Origin of the sequence: Janthinobacterium sp. GMG1, from assembly GCF_034427795.1 — a bacterium.
In the GTDB taxonomy this organism is placed as follows: Bacteria; Pseudomonadota; Gammaproteobacteria; order Burkholderiales; family Burkholderiaceae_D; genus Janthinobacterium.
The window spans coordinates 125053-143778 of record NZ_JAXQNT010000004.1 but is presented as its reverse complement, the minus strand read 5'-3'; the positions used below and the strand labels follow the sequence as shown (position 1 = coordinate 143778).

General features: G+C 60.3%; 9 protein-coding genes. 5 read left to right on the top strand and 4 right to left on the bottom strand.

Annotation, left to right across the window (positions count from 1 at the left end):
• Nucleotides 1-10: 10 nt before the first annotated feature.
• Entirely contained in the window at nt 11-4171 is a 4161-nt protein-coding gene (locus SJI03_RS12510; RefSeq protein WP_322427401.1) for a YhdP family protein, read from the bottom strand.
• 259 nt (nt 4172-4430) lie between these two features.
• Between SJI03_RS12510 and glnE the strand changes: the two genes are divergently transcribed.
• From glnE to SJI03_RS12495, 3 genes are all read left to right on the top strand, one after another.
• On the top strand, nt 4431-7184 hold the full coding sequence (glnE, locus tag SJI03_RS12505) for a bifunctional [glutamate--ammonia ligase]-adenylyl-L-tyrosine phosphorylase/[glutamate--ammonia-ligase] adenylyltransferase (protein ID WP_322427400.1): 2754 nt from the start codon (nt 4431-4433) through the stop codon (nt 7182-7184).
• Nucleotides 7185-7197: 13 nt separating this feature from the next.
• Entirely contained in the window at nt 7198-7974 is a 777-nt protein-coding gene (locus tag SJI03_RS12500) for a YoaK family protein (protein ID WP_099379392.1), read from the top strand.
• Nucleotides 7975-8111: 137 nt separating this feature from the next.
• Nucleotides 8112-8306: a hypothetical protein gene (locus tag SJI03_RS12495; protein ID WP_099379391.1), complete on the top strand. Its 195-nt coding sequence runs from the start codon at nt 8112-8114 to the stop codon at nt 8304-8306.
• Between the two features lie 65 nt (nt 8307-8371).
• On the opposite strand, the gene gap is transcribed toward SJI03_RS12495, so the two are convergent.
• Both gap and tkt read right to left on the bottom strand, forming a co-directional pair.
• A complete protein-coding gene (gene gap / locus SJI03_RS12490) occupies nt 8372-9382 on the bottom strand; it encodes a type I glyceraldehyde-3-phosphate dehydrogenase (RefSeq protein WP_010395244.1) in 1011 nt (336 codons plus the stop codon).
• A gap of 78 nt (nt 9383-9460) precedes the next feature.
• Nucleotides 9461-11458: a transketolase gene (tkt, locus tag SJI03_RS12485; protein ID WP_322427399.1), complete on the bottom strand. Its 1998-nt coding sequence runs from the start codon at nt 11456-11458 to the stop codon at nt 9461-9463.
• Nucleotides 11459-11646: 188 nt separating this feature from the next.
• On the opposite strand from tkt, the gene SJI03_RS12480 reads away from it, so the two are divergent.
• Nucleotides 11647-12372, top strand: a complete 726-nt coding sequence (locus tag SJI03_RS12480) for a 16S rRNA (uracil(1498)-N(3))-methyltransferase (RefSeq protein ID WP_322427398.1) — start codon at nt 11647-11649, stop codon at nt 12370-12372.
• A gap of 166 nt (nt 12373-12538) precedes the next feature.
• On the opposite strand, the gene SJI03_RS12475 is transcribed toward SJI03_RS12480, so the two are convergent.
• A complete protein-coding gene (locus SJI03_RS12475; RefSeq protein WP_322427397.1) occupies nt 12539-15571 on the bottom strand; it encodes a TonB-dependent receptor in 3033 nt (1010 codons plus the stop codon).
• A gap of 1482 nt (nt 15572-17053) precedes the next feature.
• On the opposite strand from SJI03_RS12475, the gene SJI03_RS12470 reads away from it, so the two are divergent.
• Entirely contained in the window at nt 17054-18685 is a 1632-nt protein-coding gene (locus SJI03_RS12470) for an NAD(P)/FAD-dependent oxidoreductase (protein WP_322427396.1), read from the top strand.
• Nucleotides 18686-18726: the final 41 nt, after the last annotated feature.

The following is an 18726-nucleotide window of genomic DNA, read 5'->3' as shown; positions in this document are numbered from 1 at the left end:
AACGCCTCGCCTATTTCGCCACGGCCTCCACCGCTGCGGCGGCAGGCACGGCGACAGGGTCCAATTTACCACCATCGAGCTTGGTCACGACGGGCGCTTTCCACGGGCCGGCGATCTGCATGTGATAGGTGAGCGCCTTCATCACGGGGGCGCGCAGGAACAATTGCGCCAGGAAACTACCCAGGCCGATGACGGGGTTGACGGCCAGCGCGTAGACGAGCGGCCCCGTACCCAGGTTAAATTCCGGGATCACCACCACGTGCAGATTCGTCGTTTCATTGGCGATATCGGCCGTGCCATCCATCAGCACGGTTGCCGCCACGCCGTGCATCTTGAGGTTATCGGTGCTCACCACGCCGCGCTTGATGCTGGCGTTGGCCGTGATGCCGTCGAAGGCCAGGCCTTCGGAAAATACGTCGTGGAAATCGAGTTTCAGCAAGCGGGGCAAGGCTTGCAGGCTGAGCACGCCCAACAGCTTGGCCGCGCCCGGATCCTGCTTGAGGAACTGGCCCGATTCCACGTTCATCTCGATCTGCCCCGACAGGGTGGGAATGTCGAGCGAGTACGGCAAGCCGTTCCAGGCGATATCGCCGCTCAGGCGGCCCTTGCCGCGGCGCACCGTGTCGGCAAAGCCGAAACGGTCGAGCAGCTTGCCCGCATCGACGATATCGAGGCCGAAACGCAGGCTGGTCGTGCTTTGCCCATCCTTGATGACCCATTTGCCATTGCCGCTCAGGGCGCCATCTGGATTCGACAGTTGCAGCTTGCCCACGCGCCACTCGCGCCCGCCCGCCGCCATGGTGTTATATGCTTGCAACTCCAAGCGGCCAATCTTCTTGTTGAACAGCTCGAATTGCTCGGCAACGATATCGAGCGAGGGGATCGACTGGGCGCCACTCTTTCCCTCCAGTAAATTTTTCACGTCGTTGGCAGCCGACTCCGGAATGATCAGGGACGACAGGCGCGCCGTCATCTTGCCCAGGCCGGACGGCGTTTCCAGCCACGTCACATAGCCGGACACTTGTTTCGCATCAATATTGGCTTGCCACACATCCTTCTGGTGTGTGGCGCCAACCACCACGTTTTCCAGCTTGCGCTCGCCCAGCATCAGTTCGCTGGCGCGGGCCGCCATCATGTCCGGCACCACGTATTGGGCAATATCGGGCGCATCGTCGGCGGCGCCGCTGTCGGCAGGGGCCGCGCCGCTGCCGGCGATCTCGCTGCCGGCGGCAATCCAGCTGTCCACGTCCAGGGTTTTCATGTTGACGTTGAACATCATGCCGCTGTCCGGTTCCGGCGCCGGCACGTTCACGCCGATGCCGCCGCGCACCAGTCGCCAGGCATCCTTGCCCTGCTTCTGACGCTGGTAGCGCGCAGCGATGCCGGAGCCCAGCGCGATGCGGATATCGTCCGTGCGCAAGCCCGCGCCGTTGGCCGCATTGCCCGTCAAGGTGAATTTCACGGGCAGGCTGTCGCCGGCCGGCTTTTTCAGGGGGGCGGGGAAATCCAGGCCCAGGCCCGTCAGCGGCGACTCGACATTGACCACCACCTGGTGGTCGCGCGCCGTGATCAAGCCGCTATAGCGCGCACCGCCATTCAAATGTTTCGCCAGGCGCTGCAGCACGGGCGCCGGATACGTCTTGCGCAAGCCGTCGATGGTCATGTTGCCTGCAATCTTGACCTGGATGGAATTATCCGCCTGCGTACCGCCCGAGATGGCCAGCGGACCGCCCAGCAGGCTGCCGCTCAAGCCATTCAGGTTGACGCCCTTTTCATTGAATTCGATCTTGCCCTGCGTGCCCAGCACGGGTGGCATGTCGTGGAACAGCACCACGTCGTTGCCCGCCAGCTGCAAGCTGCCCTGCACGGTCGACTCAAGCATGCGTTCTATTGGCAAGTGCAACTTGAGGGCCAGTTTGGCGTTGCCCGTCGCCGTCGTTTCATCCGTGAAATGCTCGATCCAGCCCAACACGGGGCTGGCCGTTACGTACTTGAGGAATTCCTGCATCGGGCCGGCCGCGTTACCTTCAATGTCGAGCAGGGTGTCGAACACGGTCAAATCCGGGATCACGGCTTTGACATTCGTCAAGGCCACGCCGCCCGTGGTGGCCGTGTCGCCGCGGATTTCCATGCGCGCCCGTTCGAACACGAAACTGCCCTTGATCTTGTCCGCCTGCGGCCACAGGGGCGCCTTGCCGGCCAGCGGGCCGCTTTCCGCGAATTCGCCGGGCGCGTAGTTCAGGGTCCCATTCTCGAGCTTGCCGGCCACGCGGAAGTCGCCGCGATTGCGCTGGACGGGGGTGTCGGCCTTGAAGGGGAAATGCTCGAGTTCGCCGCGCAGGCGCAGGCTGACATCGCGCGCCACGCCGCCTTCCAGCGCCCCCGTCAACCAGTGGCGCAGATGCTCGGGCGTTTGCAGCGGCAGGTAGCGGCCGATGGTGTTGATCTGGAAATTGTCGATCGTGCCCGTGAGGTCGACCTGGCCCAGGTTCTTGCCGTCGAGCGGCAGGCGGTGCGTGCCTTGCAAGGCAACGCGCAAGCCTTGCTGGTTGAAATCGAGCTTGTCCAGCTCGACTTGCAGCATATTGGCCGCTTCAAACGTCCAGCGCGCCTGCATGGCGAACTGTTCGAACGGCATGGCCGGTTCACTCAGGTACGATGGAAACTGCAGCACCAGGTCTTGCGCATCGATATTGATGCTGCCGCCCTTGTCGTTGGCGTCGATGCTGCCGCTGAGTTTATCGAAGCCGGGAATGGCCGGTGCGGCCGCCTGCGCGGGGCTGCCCGCCGTCTTCGCCACGGCCAGGCGCGCCGGCTGGGCATTGAGGCCCAGGTCGATGAGCTTGCCGCGCAATCGGTAGCTGGCCGGTGTCGCCATCTCGCCTTCCCACTGCGCCGAAAAATCCTGCAAGCGCCCACGCGGCGCCAGGGCGTCGAGGCGCTGGCGCTGCTGCTCGCCCAGCGGCAGCTTGTCGGCCAGCGCGGCCAGGGTTTGCAAATCAAGCGACTTGGCCGTGATTTCCGTGCGCGCCGGCTTGCGCTTCGTGGCGGCAATGAAACGCTCGGACAAGGTCGTCGGCGGCAGGTTGAGGCCATCGCGTGTTTCCACCGCGAAATTCGTCAGCTCGACCTGGTGCCCATTCGCGCCAAACGTCGGCTTGCCGTCCGGCACCTGCGCCGACAGCTCTTCTTTGGCCGAAATGCGCCCGCTGACCGACAGCAGATCGAGCGGTGCGATATGCTCGCCCAGCTGCGCCTGCACATCCGTCAAGCCCACGTCGGCCGTGAAGCCGGCCAGGCGCGCGTGATCCAGGCTCAACCAGGCGCGCAGGGCGCCCTTGCCCTGACTCAGCTCGAACGGATAGTCGAGGTAGCGACGCCAGGCGGCCAGGTCGGCGTTTTTCAGGTCGGCATACAACTCGCCTTTCCACATCGACACATCCGAGATGCGCGTGCTGAAAGGCGGATGTGTGAAGTGGGCGCGCACATCGATGGGTGCGGCCAGGCTGGCGGGCGGCATGGCTTGCAAGCCCAGCCGGTGGCTGCGCCAGCGGTTACGCAGCAGCAAGTTGACCTGGGTTAAAGCCAGCTCGGGCGTGCCGCGCGCTTCGTCCGTCCAGCGCACCTTGCCGTCGCGAATGATGATGTCATGCTGCGACAGCAGCCAGTCGGCGCCCTTGCCATCGCTGCCTTGCGTGCTGTCGATCAACACGCCGGCCACATACAGCTTGCCATCCATGCTGCGCCGCACGTCCAGATCGGGCCGCGTAATTTCCAGGGTAGTAAAACGCACGGAACCGAGCACGCTCCACCACGACACGGTGGCCGAAATGCTCGGCAGGCTCAACGCCTGGCGCCCCGCCTGGTCGCGCAGGGTCACGTCGCCGAGGAAGAGATTCGGCCGCACGCCATGCCAGGAAGCATAAATGCGCGCGATACTGACAGGATTGCCCAGCGCGCGGCTGGCCGCCCGCTCGATATCGCCTTTGTAATAATCGATATTCGGCAAGATGGCGTAGCGCAGGAATAAAAACAGCACGGCGAAGGCAAAATACGCCAGCAGCACCAGTTTGATGGTAAAACCCAATACATGGTGGGTGGCCAGGTTGGCCATGCGATAGGCGGCACGCAGCCGCTGCCAGCGCAGGGCCAATGGCACATGTTCTGTCACGCTTGCTTCTGGCGGTTTTTGCATCAATAAGCTAATAAACTGGCCCGGCGTCAAATAATGGCAAAAATCGTCTGCATTCGTGGTGCGCGCCTGCATCCTCGCGCTTGCGTCTGAGCAAAGCCTCCCTTACCATCGTCCGGAAGAGCACGTACTGCCGGCGGCATTCGGCCAGCGGCACAATTTTACCGCATCCCCCGCCATTCGCAGCCAAGTTAAACAAGAACATGCACGCAGCATCCACGAGACAGTTACCGATACCATGAGTACACAGCCTTTGATCTCCGCCTCCCGTTTCTACCAGCGCTGGCTGGACGCCGCCCCCGAGCGCGCCGCGCAGGTAGCGCAACTGGTGCGCGCGCCGCTGGACAAGCTCGACTTTGCCGCCGAGTTGGCCGCCCAGGCGAACGCCGCCACGCCGCCGCTGCCGCCCGAGCGGGCCATGCGCCGCCTGCGCAACCTGCTCGTCTGCGGCCTGATCGCGCGCGATCTTGACGGCCAGGCCGACTTGAACGAAGTCGTCACGGCCATGACAGACTTTGCCGATTTCGCCATCCGCACGCATGTGGACGCCATCATGGCCGAGATGGTGGCCCTGCACGGCATGCCGGTCGGCGAGGAATCGGGCGAGGAACAGGCCTTGATGGTGTTGGCGATGGGCAAGCAAGGCGGCGGCGAGCTCAACGTTTCGTCGGATATCGACCTGATCTTTGTGTATCCGGAAGATGGCGACACGCAAGTCACCTTGCCGGGCCAGCGCAGCCTGTCCAACCACGAGTTTTTCATTCGCATGGGCAAGAAACTGATCGCCGCCCTGGCCGAGATCACGCAAGACGGTTTTACTTTCCGCGTGGACATGGCCTTGCGTCCGAACGGCAACTCGGGTCCGTTGGCCGCCAGCCTCAGCATGGTGGAGCAATACCTGATCGTGCAGGGCCGCGAATGGGAGCGCTATGCCTGGGTCAAGGCGCGCGCCGTGACGGGGAAGGCCGAGGACATCGCTTCGCTCGACGCCATCGTGCGCCCGTTCGTCTTCCGCCGCTACCTCGATTTCGGCGTCATCGACGCCATCCGCACCATGCATGGGCAGATCCGCGCCGAGGTCAACCGCCAGGAGCGCTTGCACCCGGATCGCAGCAACAACGTCAAGCTGGGCCGCGGCGGCATCCGCGAAATCGAATTCCTCGCGCAAGTGTTTCAGTTGATACGGGGCGGGCGCGACGCCGAACTGCGCGAACGTTCCACGCGCGCCACCCTGCGCACGGTAGCAGACAAGGGTTTGCTGGAACCGGCCATCGTGGAACAACTGCTCGGCTCCTACACTTTCCTGCGCAACCTCGAACATCGGCTGCAGTATCTTGACGATGCGCAAACCCACACCCTGCCCGCCAACGACGCCGACCGCCTCACCGTGGCGCAGATGATGGGCTTGCCCGACACGCCCACCTTGCTGGCCCAGCTGGAAGCGCACCGCGTGTTTGTCGCCGGCCAATTTGACGAAATGTTCAGCGACAAGAGCAGCGGCACGCCGCCGGCCGACACGGGCATCGACCCGCAGACGTCGAACGACTGCGCCGCCTCGGACCAGCAGGAAGCCATCGAGGCGCGCTTTGCCGCCCTGGGTTTCCATGAACCGGCCGCCTGCGCGCGCCGCCTGCTGGCCACGTGGCAGGCGCCCCGTTTGCAATCGTTGCCCGAGGCGAGCCGCACGCGCCTCGTCGCCCTCGTCAATTCCGCCCTGCCCCTGATCACCGATTGCTCCGTGTCCAATGGTAATGCCAGCCAGCTGGCCACTCTGGGCCGGCTGCTCGATTTCCTGGAAGCGATTGCGCGCCGCTCGGCCTATCTGTCATTGTTGACAGAGTATCCACATACGCTCGAGCGCGTCGTGCGCATGGTGTGCGCCAGCGGCTGGGCCGCCACCTTCCTCACGCAACATCCGATTTTGCTCGATGAACTGCTGGACGAACGCATCCGCAACTCGGTGCCGGACCCGGCCGCGCTGGCGCTCGACCTGCAGCGCCAGCTGGACGACGCGCCCGGCGACACGGAGCGGCAGATGGATATCCTGCGCGAAACACACCATGCGCAGCTGTTCCAGTGCCTGGCGCAAGACCTGGCGGGTGACCTGAGCGTGGAAAAGCTGGCCGACTACCTGTCGCAGCTGGCCGACATCATCGTCGCCGCCACCGTGCAAGCCGTCTGGCAAACGTTACCGACGCGCCACCGCGAGGTGCCGAAATTCGCCGTCATCGCGTATGGCAAGCTGGGCGGCAAGGAACTGGGTTATGTCTCGGACCTCGACGTCATCTTTCTCTTCGACGACGACGACCAGGAAGCGCCCGGCCTGTACGCCAAGCTGGCGCAGCGCTTCATTACCTGGATGACTTCGCACACCTCGGCCGGCATCCTGTTCGACATCGACATCGCCCTGCGCCCCGACGGCGCCTCGGGCATGCTGGTCTCCAGCGTGCAGGCCTTCGAGCGCTACCAGGGCAGCGCGGCCTGGGTGTGGGAACACCAGGCGCTCACGCGCGCGCGCTTCTGCGCCGGCGACGTCAGCATCGGCAAGCATTTCGAGCGCATCCGCGACACGATCCTGCGCAAGGAACGGCCGGAAAACGGTCCGCTCCAGGGCGAAGTGGTGGCCATGCGCAAGAAAATGCTGGACGCCCACCCGCCCCGCCCCGGCAGCTTTGATCTGAAACAGGATCCAGGCGGCATGATCGACATCGAGTTCATGGTGCAATATCTGGTGCTGCAGCATGCGGCGCAGTATCCGCAGCTGACGGCCAACTCGGGCAATATCGCCCTGCTGCGCCTGTGCGGCGAGCTGGGGTTGATCGATGCCCAGCTGGCCGCCCTGGTCGCCGACGCCTACCGCGCGCTGCGCAAACTGCAGCACCAGCTGCGACTGCAGGGGCAAGACCTGGCCCGCGTGGAACCGGAGCGCGTGCGCGCGCATGCGGATAACGTCATGCGCCTGTGGCAAGCCATCTTTGGTGCCACCGCCTGAGGCCGGCCCGAAGATGCCGCTCCATTACCTGTCGCGCCTGAGCGGATCGGCACGCGATACGCAAGCCAATCTGCAGCTGGGCTGTGTGCTGGCGCTGGTGGCCGGCGCCGTGAATGCGGGCGGCTTTCTCGCCATCGGCGGCTATACCTCGCACATGACGGGCATCGTCTCGGGCATGGCGGACGACCTGGCACTGGGCAATATCACGCTGGCGCTGGCTGCGCTGGGCGCGTGGCTGGCCTTTGTCAGCGGCGCGGCCGTGACGGCCATCATGGTGAACTGGGGCAAGCGGCGCCGGCTGCACAGCCAGTTTGCCGCCAGCCTGCTGCTGGAAGCGGCCTTGTTACTGCTGTTCGGCTTGACGGGCAATTACCTGGCCACCATGCCCGACGTGCTGGGTCCCGTCACCATCTTGCTGCTGTGCTTTGTCATGGGTTTGCAAAACGCCATCATCACCAAGATTTCAGGCGCCGTCATCCGCACCACCCACGTGACGGGCCTGTCGACCGACATCGGCATCGAGCTGGGCAAGATGGCGTATTACAACCGGCGCCACCTGCCGGACCGCATGGTGAAGGTCAACCGCGGCAAGCTGAGAACCCACAGCCTGCTGATCGCCTGCTTCTTCATCGGCGGCGTCAGCGGCGCCCTGGCCTTCAAGCACATCGGCTTTCCCGCCGCCACCATCCTGCTTGCCGGCGTACTGACCCTGCTGTCTGGCGTGCCCGTGCTGCGCGACTTGCGCCTGCTGTGGCGCTTCTACCGGCGCCGCCTGTACAGGCAGCGTTAATAAAAATATTTTTCTTAAAAGCAATATAAATCTGGCTTTAATGCTAATATTTTCTTGCGCTTGGTTGACACATACTGCCTGCCGTGCGGCCTTTTGATTTGACACCCTACCGTTGTCCAATTGTGAAAGCGAGAAAAATGATTTCCATCAAAAAAGCTCTGTTTGTCTTTGCCGCTGCCGTCGGCATCGCCGCCTCGTTTGCCAGCAACGCGACCGAACATGCACGCAGACCGCCGGATACGTGCAACTATCTCTTGAACAGCTGCTATCAGGGCAATAACAATGACTGCGAACTCTGGTACGCACAGTGCGCCAACGTCGATCCTGAGTAAGCGGACGAAAGCAACAGACGAAAAAAAACGCCCCGAAGGGCGTTTTTTCTTATGCGGTCAAAAAATTACTTGGCCGACATCAGTGCAACGGTAGTGTCAAGCATGCGGTTCGAGAAACCCCACTCGTTGTCGTACCACGACGATACTTTCACCAGGCGGCCCGACACTTTGGTCAGGGTCGAATCGAAGTTCGACGAAGCCGGGTTGTGGTTGAAGTCGATCGACACCAGCGGTTCGGTCTGGTACGTCAGGATGCCTTCCAGGGCGCCTTCCGAAGCGGCCTTCATCAGGGCGTTGACTTCTTCCACGGTGGTGTCGCGCTTGGCGATGAAGGACAGGTCGACCAGCGACACGTTGATGGTCGGTACGCGGATGGCGAAACCGTCCAGCTTGCCATTCAGCTCAGGCAGGACCAGGCCCACGGCGGCAGCGGCGCCCGTCTTGGTCGGGATCATGCTCATGGTGGCCGAACGGGCGCGACGCAGGTCTTCATGCATCACGTCGGACAGCACCTGGTCGTTGGTGTAGGCGTGCACGGTGGTCATCAGGCCCGTTTCGATGCCGATGGCGTCGTTGAGTGGCTTGACCAGCGGTGCCAGGCAGTTGGTGGTGCACGAAGCGTTCGAAATGACGGTATCGGTCGATTTCAGCACGGAGTGGTTCACGCCGAACACGACGGTCGCGTCGACGTCCTTGCCGCCTGGTGCCGAAATGATGACTTTTTTCGCGCCGCCCTTCAAGTGAGCCGAAGCTTTCTCTTTGGTGGTGAAGAAACCCGTGCACTCCAGCACGACGTCCACGCCCAGCTCGCCCCATGGAATTTCAGCAGGATTGCGCTGTGCGAATACGCGGATCGGATCGCCATTGACGATCATGTTGTCGCCTTCGACGGTGACCGTGCCCGGGAACTTGCCGTGCGCGGTGTCGTAGCGGGTCAGGTGGGCGTTCGATTTGGCATCGCCCAGGTCGTTGATGGCAACGATCTGGATATCCTGTTTCTTGCCGCCTTCGTAGAAAGCGCGCAATACATTACGGCCGATGCGGCCGTAGCCATTGATTGCAACTTTGATCGTCATACTCTGCTCCTGATTAAAAAAAAGGTATCAGCACAGCCCCCCGGCCAGCCCATGGCCAGGGTCTGCTCAAAATCAATATTAGCCAGCGATAACGGCTTTCACCTTGGCTACGACGTTCTCGACCGTGAAGCCGAAGTGCTTGAACAGCACGCCGGCAGGCGCCGATTCGCCAAACGTGTCGATACCGACCACGGCGCCTTCCAGGCCCACGTATTTGTACCAGAAGCTGGTCACACCCGCTTCGATGGCCACGCGCGGCACGCCGCGGGTCAGCACGCTGGCCTTGTAGGCGGCGTCCTGGCGGTCATATACGTCGGTCGACGGCATCGACACTACGCGCACGTTGATGCCTTCGGCAGCCAGCGCGCTGGCGGCGGCAACGGCCAGTTCCACTTCGGAACCGGTGGCGATCAGGATCGCCTTGGCGTCTGCCACGTCGTTCAGCACATAGCCGCCGCGGTAGATGTTCTCGATCTGTTCGGCGCTACGCTCCTGGTACGGCAGGTTCTGGCGCGAGAAGATCAGGGTCGACGGGCCATCCTTGCGGCGCACGGCGGCGCCCCAGGCAGCAGCCGACTCGACGGTGTCGCATGGACGCCAGTTGTCCAGGTTCGGGATCAAACGCATCGACGAGACATGCTCGACCGATTGGTGCGTCGGGCCGTCTTCGCCCAGGCCGATCGAGTCGTGGGTAAACACGAAGATCGAACGCAGTTTCATCAGGGCGGCCATGCGCAGGGCATTGCGGCTGTAGTCGGAGAACGTCAGGAACGTGGCGCCGAACGGGATGTAGCCGCCGTGCAGGGTGATGCCGTTCATGATGGCGCTCATGCCGAATTCACGCACGCCGTAGTTGATGTGGTTGCCAGGCTGGCCCGAACGCACGGCCACGCATTCTTTCCAGTTGGTCAGGTTCGAACCGGTCAGGTCGGCCGAGCCGCCGAGGAATTCCGGCAGGGACGAAGCCAGCGCCTGGATGGCGTTCTGGCTGGCCTTGCGGGTGGCGATGTTTTCTTTCTTTTCGACGCAGGAAGCGATCGCGGCCGACAGCGCCGCTTCAAATGCAGCAGGCAGCTCGCCCTGCATGCGGCGGTTCAGTTCCGCGGCTTGCTGCGGGAATTCACGGCCGTAGGCGGCAAAGCGCTCGTTCCAGTCCGCTTCCAGCAGGGCGCCTTGCTTCTTGGCATCCCAGGCAGCGTACACGTCGGCCGGCATCTCGAACGGGGCGGCATCCCAGCCGATGTATTCGCGCACGGCAGCGATTTCCTTGTCGCCCAGCGCGGCGCCGTGGACCTTGTCGCCGCCTTGCAGGTTCGGCGAACCCTTGCCGATGATGGTCTTGCAGCAGATCAGAGTTGGCTTCGATGCGGTCTTGGCGGCGGCGATGGCGGCAGCCACGGCGGCAACATCGTGGCCGTCGACGGCGCGGATGACGTTCCAGCCGTACGCTTCGAAGCGGGCCGGGGTGTCGTCCGTGAACCAGCCTTCGACTTTGCCGTCGATGGAAATGCCGTTGTCATCGTACAGGGCGATCAGTTTGTTCAAGCCCAGGGTGCCGGCCAGCGCGCACACTTCGTGCGAAATACCTTCCATCAGGCAACCGTCGCCAACGAAAGCATAAGTGTAGTGGTTGACGATGTCGTAGCCAGGCTTGTTGAATTCAGCAGCCAGCAATTGCTCCGACAGAGCCATGCCGACGGCGTTGGCGATGCCCTGGCCCAGCGGACCGGTAGTCGTCTCGATGCCTGGCGTGATATCTACTTCCGGGTGGCCCGGGGTTTTCGAATGCATCTGGCGGAACGCCTTGATGTCATCCATCGACAGCTCGTAGCCGGTCAGGTGCAGCAGCGCGTAGTGCAGCATCGAGCCGTGGCCGTTCGACAACAGGAAACGGTCGCGGTTCTGCCATTTAGGATTCGCGGGATTGTGGCGATAGTGACCGCTCCACAGGGCAACTGCGATCTCGGCCATGCCCATCGGCATGCCTGGATGGCCGGAGTTGGCCTTTTGTACAGCGTCCATTGCCAGTGCGCGGATCGCATTGGCCATTTTGGTAGTCGGGAGCGTAGTTGTCATGGTGGTGTGGGTCAGTCGCGAGTTTGGGATTCGTTTGCAACAGCACGGACAGGGAAGCCGGCTGCTTTCTGTGGTCAAGTATTTTACCAGACTGGGGGGCTGCAAATTAGAATTGCGGCGTACTGGCCCGCCAAATGGCTATACTTTGACGTCTTTCCACCCCACTTATACCCCCGTTGAGGATTTGCATGCCGCGTTTTTTCTGCCCCCAGCCGCTCGTTGCCGGCACCACCATCGCCCTGCCGGAGGCTGTCGCCCACCATATCCAGGTCGTGCGCCTGGCGCCGGGCGACCTCATCACCCTGTTCAATGGCGAAGGGGGCGAAGTGCAGGCGAGCCTGGTGACGGTTGCCAAGCGCAGCGTGACAGCGGAAATCCAGACGCACGTGGCGCGCGAAGCGGAGCTGCCCTACGCCGTGACCCTGGCGCAGGCCTTGCCGGAAGCGTCCAAAATGGACTGGATCATCGAAAAAGCCATCGAACTGGGCGCGGCGGGCATCGTGCCGCTGTCGGCGCAGCGCTGCGTCGTGCGCCTGTCCGCCGAACGGGCCGAGAAAAAACTCGCGCATTGGCAAGGCATTATCGTTTCCGCGTCGGAACAAAGCGGGCGCAACCGCCTGGCGCAGTTGGCGCCATTGCAAGATTTTAATAACTGGAGCCGCCAGCAAGATTTGCATAAACGCATCATTTTGACGCCGCGCGCAGAGCAATCGCTGGCCGACTGGGCCCGCCACCAGCCGCCGCAGGCGATCACCGTGATGGTGGGCCCGGAAGGCGGGTTTTCGGAAGCAGAAGAAAAGGCGGCCCTGGCCGCTGGCGCCATCGGCCTGGCTATGGGCCCGCGCATCCTGCGCACGGAAACGGCGGGCCTGACGGCGCTGGCCACGCTGAGTGCCTTGTGGGGCGGGATGTAGAAACGGGCTCCCTCCCGGCGCGCGACACTTTTCCGTGCTCGCCAGTGCAATACGACAAATATCAACGTTCAGATGTGAAAAAACCCTGCAAGCATGACGCTTGCAGGGTTTTTTTATCTTTCCTGCCAGCCGCACCGGAAAACGGTGCGGCTTAAACCACGAACTATCAGAACTTGTGGTTGTATTCAGCAGTCAGACGCATGCTACGTGGTGCCGTGTAGCTGATGGCACGGTTGTAGGTAGGCGACACGTTGGTGCCGCTGTTATACGTTTCGTCAATGGTTTGCACAGCTTGACGATTGAACACGTTAAACACGTCAACTTTGAAGACCAGGCCTTTGACTTGTGCAGGCTTGAATGCAACGTTCGCATCCAGACGGATATCTGCTGGCAATTTACCCAGGGCACCGCGTGGCGATGGCACGCCATTGCACATGTGGTAAGCCGATTGATAACCGAAATCGCCATCGACTTCTTCGTTGTTACCCAGGCAGTTCTTCGGACGACCGGTCGCCGCCAGGAAGTTACCACCCAAGCTCCATTGTGGCGTCAACTCGTAGAAGCCATAAGCCTTGATCTGGTGCGTACGATCATTTGGCAGCAAGCCATACGCGCCAACCATCAGCTCAGGGAAGTCCCAGGTCTGCGTCGCTGCCACGTCGGTTTGTGCCAGATCGGACAGCGTCTGACCTTCGGTATTACCTTTGCTGCGCGACCATGTGTAGTTGACCTTGCCATACCAGCCATTACGGAATGGATGTTCAGCAAACAGGTCAACTGCGGCGTAGGTACGCTTGGCCTTGTCGAAGCCCAGATCTTCCTTGCTCAGGTTAACCGAGGTGTATTTGCCATTGCCAGCAAAGTCCACCAGGAAGGTGTTCGCTTCGCCTGGGTTGAAGTTGGCGCAACCGAAACCACCGTAGTTCGAGGTATCAATCTTGTTACGCGCAGCCCATGCTGCAACCGGACGGCCATCGCAGAAATCGTCGATGGTGGCGCCCAGAGTACGGTAGGTTGCCTTGGCACCGAAGTTCAGCGAAGGCGAAAACGCCTTTTCAAAGCCGATGGTCAACTCGTCCTGGTACGTAGGGCGCAAGTTGGTTGCCGACAGCGTTTTCGCATCCTTAGGCTGGAAGTACTCATTATTCGACGAGTACGGATCGGTCAGATTGACACGGCCAATAGGCGCACCGTTGGCATCAACACCCGTATACGTGAAGTACTGGGTGGTATTGAGCGAACGGCTGGCGCCACGCACGGCAAGGTGGGTCGGAATTTGCAGGTGATAACGGCCTGCGCTACCAAATATTTTCAAGGTGGCATCGCCGTTCACGTCCCACGAAGCGGACAGACGCGGAGCGATCTGGTTCTTCATCTCCATGAACTTGACGTTTTCGCCGTTCTTGTTGGTGAAGCCTTCGTTACGCAAGCCGATCGTCACCAATACATCTTTATTAACTTGCCACAGATCTTCGATGTACTGGGCATTCTGATCGGAATACGCATTCGTCACCGTGTTCAGAATGTGCTCGCTACCGTAGTAGCCCTGTGTACCGAGGCCGCCACCGCTGGACACCGCTTTTTTCTGGTCACCCAGGTTGATCGGCGTATTTGGCGTCTTGGTAAAGCGATAGATATACAGACCGCCACCGGCACGGAACTCACCCGCATTGATCGACTCAAGCTTGTTTTGATCCAGGCCGGCACGCAAGGTGTGGCTGCCCAGTTTGTATTCCAGATCCAGACGCAAGGACTTGGTCTTGTCTTTCGCGCCTGGTGGCCCGATGAAGTTGATCAGTGGCTGCTTCGAGTTATACGTCACGCCAGGAGCGCGGGCAGCCAACGGAGCTTGAACCTGGAACAGCTTCGTATTGATGTCGTAGCCGTCGTAGGTGTTCGAGTGCTTGGAGGTGTTGATGCCATACAATGCGGAAACGGTAAAGTCATCGGTAATATTACCCGTGTACTTCAGCACTTGCGCTTCGCCGCCATTACCGCCGTCAATCGCGGCAATGTTCGAATAGTGCTCTCTGGACGCGACGACGCCGTTACGCGAATTATCCTTGTAATCGAAACCGGACAATTGCACATCGGTTTTTGGCGTATCGCCGATCAACGTCAGTTCCAGGCGGTGGTTGTCGCTGATGTTCCAGTCAAACTTGCCCAGATAGCGGTCAACCTTGGCCTTCGATTCGCCCCAGCCAGTGGTAGGCGCAGCGGTGTTCGAGGACGCCAGGTTGATGTAGTCACGGTCAGTGCGCGTTGTTTCCGCAGCAATGAACATGAACAGCTTGTCCTTGATGATCGGACCGCCGACATAGCCCGAAAACTGCTTGCTGTCGGTTTTGTTGTATTCACGGTTGAACAAAATCTTGCCGTCGGTTCCAGCATTGACAGAATCGCCCGTGATTGGATAGTAGCCATTGCGCGCCTTGGCACGTGCGCCATTTGGCGTGATGCTCATCTGACCGCCAACTTCCCAGTTATTCGTGCCGCTCTTGGTGGTGATATTGACCACACCACCAACCGAACGGCCGAATTCAGCGCCATAGCCACCAGTCAGCACTTGCGCTTGCGCAATCGCGCCAAATGGCAGTTCCGATGAACCGAGCTGCGTCAACGCATTGGTTACCACCATGCCGTTGATGTAGTAAGCATTTTCAGATGCACCACCGCCACCGAAGCTGGCGCCGCCCGCATAGCGGGAATCGGCACGGGTCGTGTTCGGAGCCAGTTGAATGATGGCGCCGACGTTTTGTGCGATCGGCAGGGCGGCCAGTTCCTTGGCGGTAAACACCGCACCGTTATTTGTATTCGAGACGTCAATCCGGCTGCGACGACCGGTCACTTGCACGGCCTGAACTTTGGAATTGAACGAGGCGTCCACACCTTGGCCAATCACGATATCGACTTCTTTCGATTCGACAACCTTACCGTCACGTACCAGGTCGATCTTGTAGTGACCGATAGGCAATGCGGTAGCCGTGTAGCGGCCATTGGCTTCAACACTAGCCGTACGCTTCAAACCCGTATCCAGGTTGTGCAGCGCTACGCTGGCACCAGCAGGCGCATCAACCGTACCGTAAATCGTACCGGATGCATTCGACTGTGCCATGACAGGCGCTACGACCATCGTGGACATGGCGCCGGCACTGAAGGCCAGCGCCAGGGCACGTACTAAAACAGTTTTTCTCAACATGTGGTTTCCTAATTATTAGATTAAGCGTCTCTGGTAGAGTTGCTTGGTAAATTTAAGCACTAAATCATGTTTAATACGTTTTTATTTCCGGTTTTAGTTTTTGATGACTTGACACTCCCCCGCCACTGATAGGACAGGCTTCAGACAAAACAGGAAAAACCTACTTGCCTAAGCGATACATAAAACCATATGCGATTGTTCACTGTCAACATAGTAGAAAAATATGATGCAAAGATACAACAAAATGAATAGAGCCGAAAAATGGCAAAGGCGTCCAAGATTGTGCGGCAATGCACCAATTTGATGCGCTGCAAAAAAATGCATATTAATATGCGAAAAATCATTGTTTAAAAACACAAGCTGTTGTGTGTCCCTCGCGCGCATGCCCGACACCTTAAATCCCTGCGATGGCGCAGCTGTAGCCCTTGAAATGGCCTGTTTCGAGCATGCGGGATGGTCGCAGGCCTGTTGCAGATTGACAACACCACATGGAATTGAACTATTCAAATTTGAAGTTTTCAATTACATTGTATGCTCACATTTCAAGAGTATCTTCACGTTTGAATATAAGTTATTACATACATCAATTACTACTAAACTCTTGAAGAAAAGTTTTTATATTTAATGCCAAAATAAAGAATAAATAGAAACACAGTCCGCATTCAATTTCCACGAAATAAAAAAGTCAGCACCATCAAAAAAACCATATCTGAACAATCAAAAAAATAACTCAAAAATGCAATGACCTCATCAATCGATGAGAATCGCATCAAATAACATCTACAGTTATTACACGCAATAATTTGAAATAAAAATCAGGCTTTGATGAAGGCTGCCAGTTCGCAGGCTCCTGCCCGTGCACCAAGGTAAAATGTGGCAGTGCCGGCAACACGTTGCCCCGCCACGCCACGATGGCATCCCTCCCGAAGCTGCGGAAAATCCCCCCTCCCCGCATGGCTGCAGCGCTCCTTGTCCATTCAACTTGGCAAGAAAAGCCAGAATTTGCCTATACATTTATATTCAGTTTCTTCTGGCTGCTTCAACAATCTTCCGATCAGCTAGAGCACAGACGTATGTAATTTGATCTTTCAAAAATCACCCCATGCGCAAAATGAGCAATATTTAAAAACAGGCAAGAAACCCGGCCATCAATCGTTCAGACAGAGTCAACCTTTCGCATTGAAAATGCCAGCTGTGGCGGCGAAACGACAGGCTGGCGCACCCAAATGGTGCGCTGCGGGAGCTCACCGCCATGCCGTGTCAGCAAGTCATGTAGCGGTGCTAACGGGGCGTCAGGGGAGGCGCCACTTCGTGCGCCGAATCCGGCCGCCGACAACATCCAGGGAACAAAAAAATGGCCCGACATCCGCCCAGGCCGCGATGCAATGCGTGCAAGAAGGAGTAAAATGCCGCCTTGCGCCGCGCCATGCGGCTGCCCACTCTCCGCTAGATACGGAGCCCTGCACTTTTCGGATAGACACCATGTTGCGACTCAACGAAGTAAAACTCCCCCTCGAACACGACGAAGCGGCCCTGCCCGCCGCCATCCTGGCGCGCCTGGGCATAGCCGCCGCCGATTTGCTCGGCTTAACCGTCTTCAAACGCAGCTATGACGCGCGCAAGCGCAGCGCCGTGGTGTTGATTTACTCGCTGCATGTGGACGTCAGGAATGAAGCGGCCGTGCTGGCGCGCCTGCAGCACGATGTACACCTGATGCCCGCGCCCGACACCGACTACAAGTTCGTCGCCGGCGGCGAACAGCTGGCCGGCCACAGCACTGAACCGCGTCCCATCGTCATCGGCACGGGCCCCTGCGGCCTGTTCGTGGCGCTGATCCTGGCGCAGATGGGCTTGCGCCCCCTCATCCTGGAACGGGGCAAGCAAGTGCGCGAACGCACGGTCGACACCTTCGGCTTCTGGCGCAAGCGCGAGCTCAATCCCGAATCTAACGTGCAGTTCGGCGAAGGCGGTGCCGGCACCTTCTCGGACGGCAAGTTGTACAGCCAGATCAAGGATCCCAAGCATTACGGCCGCAAGGTGCTGACGGAATTCGTCAAGGCCGGCGCGCCCGAGGAAATCATGTATGTGAGCAAGCCGCACATCGGCACCTTCCGCCTGGTCAAGATGGTGGAAGAAATGCGCGCGAACATCGAGCAGCTGGGCGGCGAATACCGTTTCAGCAGCAAGGTGGTCGACCTCGACATCGTCCCCGGTGCCGACGGTGGCCAGGTGCGCGGCGTGGTGCTGGACAATGGCGAAACCATCGCCAGCAACCACGTCGTGCTGGCCATCGGCCACAGCGCGCGTGACACCTTCGAGATGCTGCACAAGCGCGGCGTGTACATCGAAGCGAAACCGTTCTCGATCGGCTTCCGCGTGGAACACCCGCAATCGCTGATCGACAGCTGCCGCTTCGGCCCCAGCGCCGGCCACCCGATCCTGGGCGCAGCCGACTACAAGCTGGTGCACCACGCCAGCAATGGCCGTTCCGTCTACAGCTTCTGCATGTGCCCGGGCGGCACCGTGGTGGCGGCCGCCTCGGAACCGGGCCGCCTGGTGACGAACGGCATGAGCCAGTATTCGCGCAACGAGCGCAACGCCAACAGCGCCATCGTCGTCGGCATCACGCCAGCCGACTATCCGGGCGACCCGCTGGCCGGCATCGCCCTGCAGCGCGAACTGGAAGAGCGCGCGTTTGCCCTGGGCGGCGGCAACTACGATGCCCCAGGGCAATTGGTCGGCGACTTCGTCGCTGGCCGCGCCTCGACGGAATTTGGCAGCGTGGTACCGTCCTACAAGCCGGCCGTGCACTTGACGGACCTGGCGCCGTCCTTGCCCGAATACGCGATCACGGCCCTGCGTGAAGCGTTTCCGGCGTTCAACAAGCAGATCAAGGGCTACTACAAGGCCGACGCCGTGCTGACGGGCGTGGAAACACGCACGTCCTCGCCGATCCGCATCAAGCGCCGCGACGACGACCTGCAAAGCCTGAATACGCGGGGACTGTTCCCCGCCGGCGAAGGCGCCGGCTATGCGGGCGGTATCCTGTCGGCAGCCGTCGACGGCATCAAGGTGGCCGAAGCGGTGGCGCTGTCGATGGCGACGCGCGGCTAGGTAGTCGCGCCCATGCGCACGCGGGGCAAGCCCTAAAAAAA

Excerpts from the sequence above, each read along its gene's own strand:
- SJI03_RS12500 (WP_099379392.1), top strand. The coding sequence starts at position 7,198 with ATGCCGCTCCATTACCTGTCGCGCCTGAGCGGATCGGCACGCGATACG.
- glnE (WP_322427400.1), top strand. The coding sequence starts at position 4,431 with ATGAGTACACAGCCTTTGATCTCCGCCTCCCGTTTCTACCAGCGCTGG.
- SJI03_RS12495 (WP_099379391.1), top strand. The coding sequence starts at position 8,112 with ATGATTTCCATCAAAAAAGCTCTGTTTGTCTTTGCCGCTGCCGTCGGC.
- SJI03_RS12470 (WP_322427396.1), top strand. The coding sequence starts at position 17,054 with ATGTTGCGACTCAACGAAGTAAAACTCCCCCTCGAACACGACGAAGCG.
- SJI03_RS12480 (WP_322427398.1), top strand. The coding sequence starts at position 11,647 with ATGCCGCGTTTTTTCTGCCCCCAGCCGCTCGTTGCCGGCACCACCATC.
- gap (WP_010395244.1), bottom strand. The coding sequence starts at position 9,382 with ATGACGATCAAAGTTGCAATCAATGGCTACGGCCGCATCGGCCGTAAT.
- SJI03_RS12475 (WP_322427397.1), bottom strand. The coding sequence starts at position 15,571 with ATGTTGAGAAAAACTGTTTTAGTACGTGCCCTGGCGCTGGCCTTCAGT.
- tkt (WP_322427399.1), bottom strand. The coding sequence starts at position 11,458 with ATGACAACTACGCTCCCGACTACCAAAATGGCCAATGCGATCCGCGCA.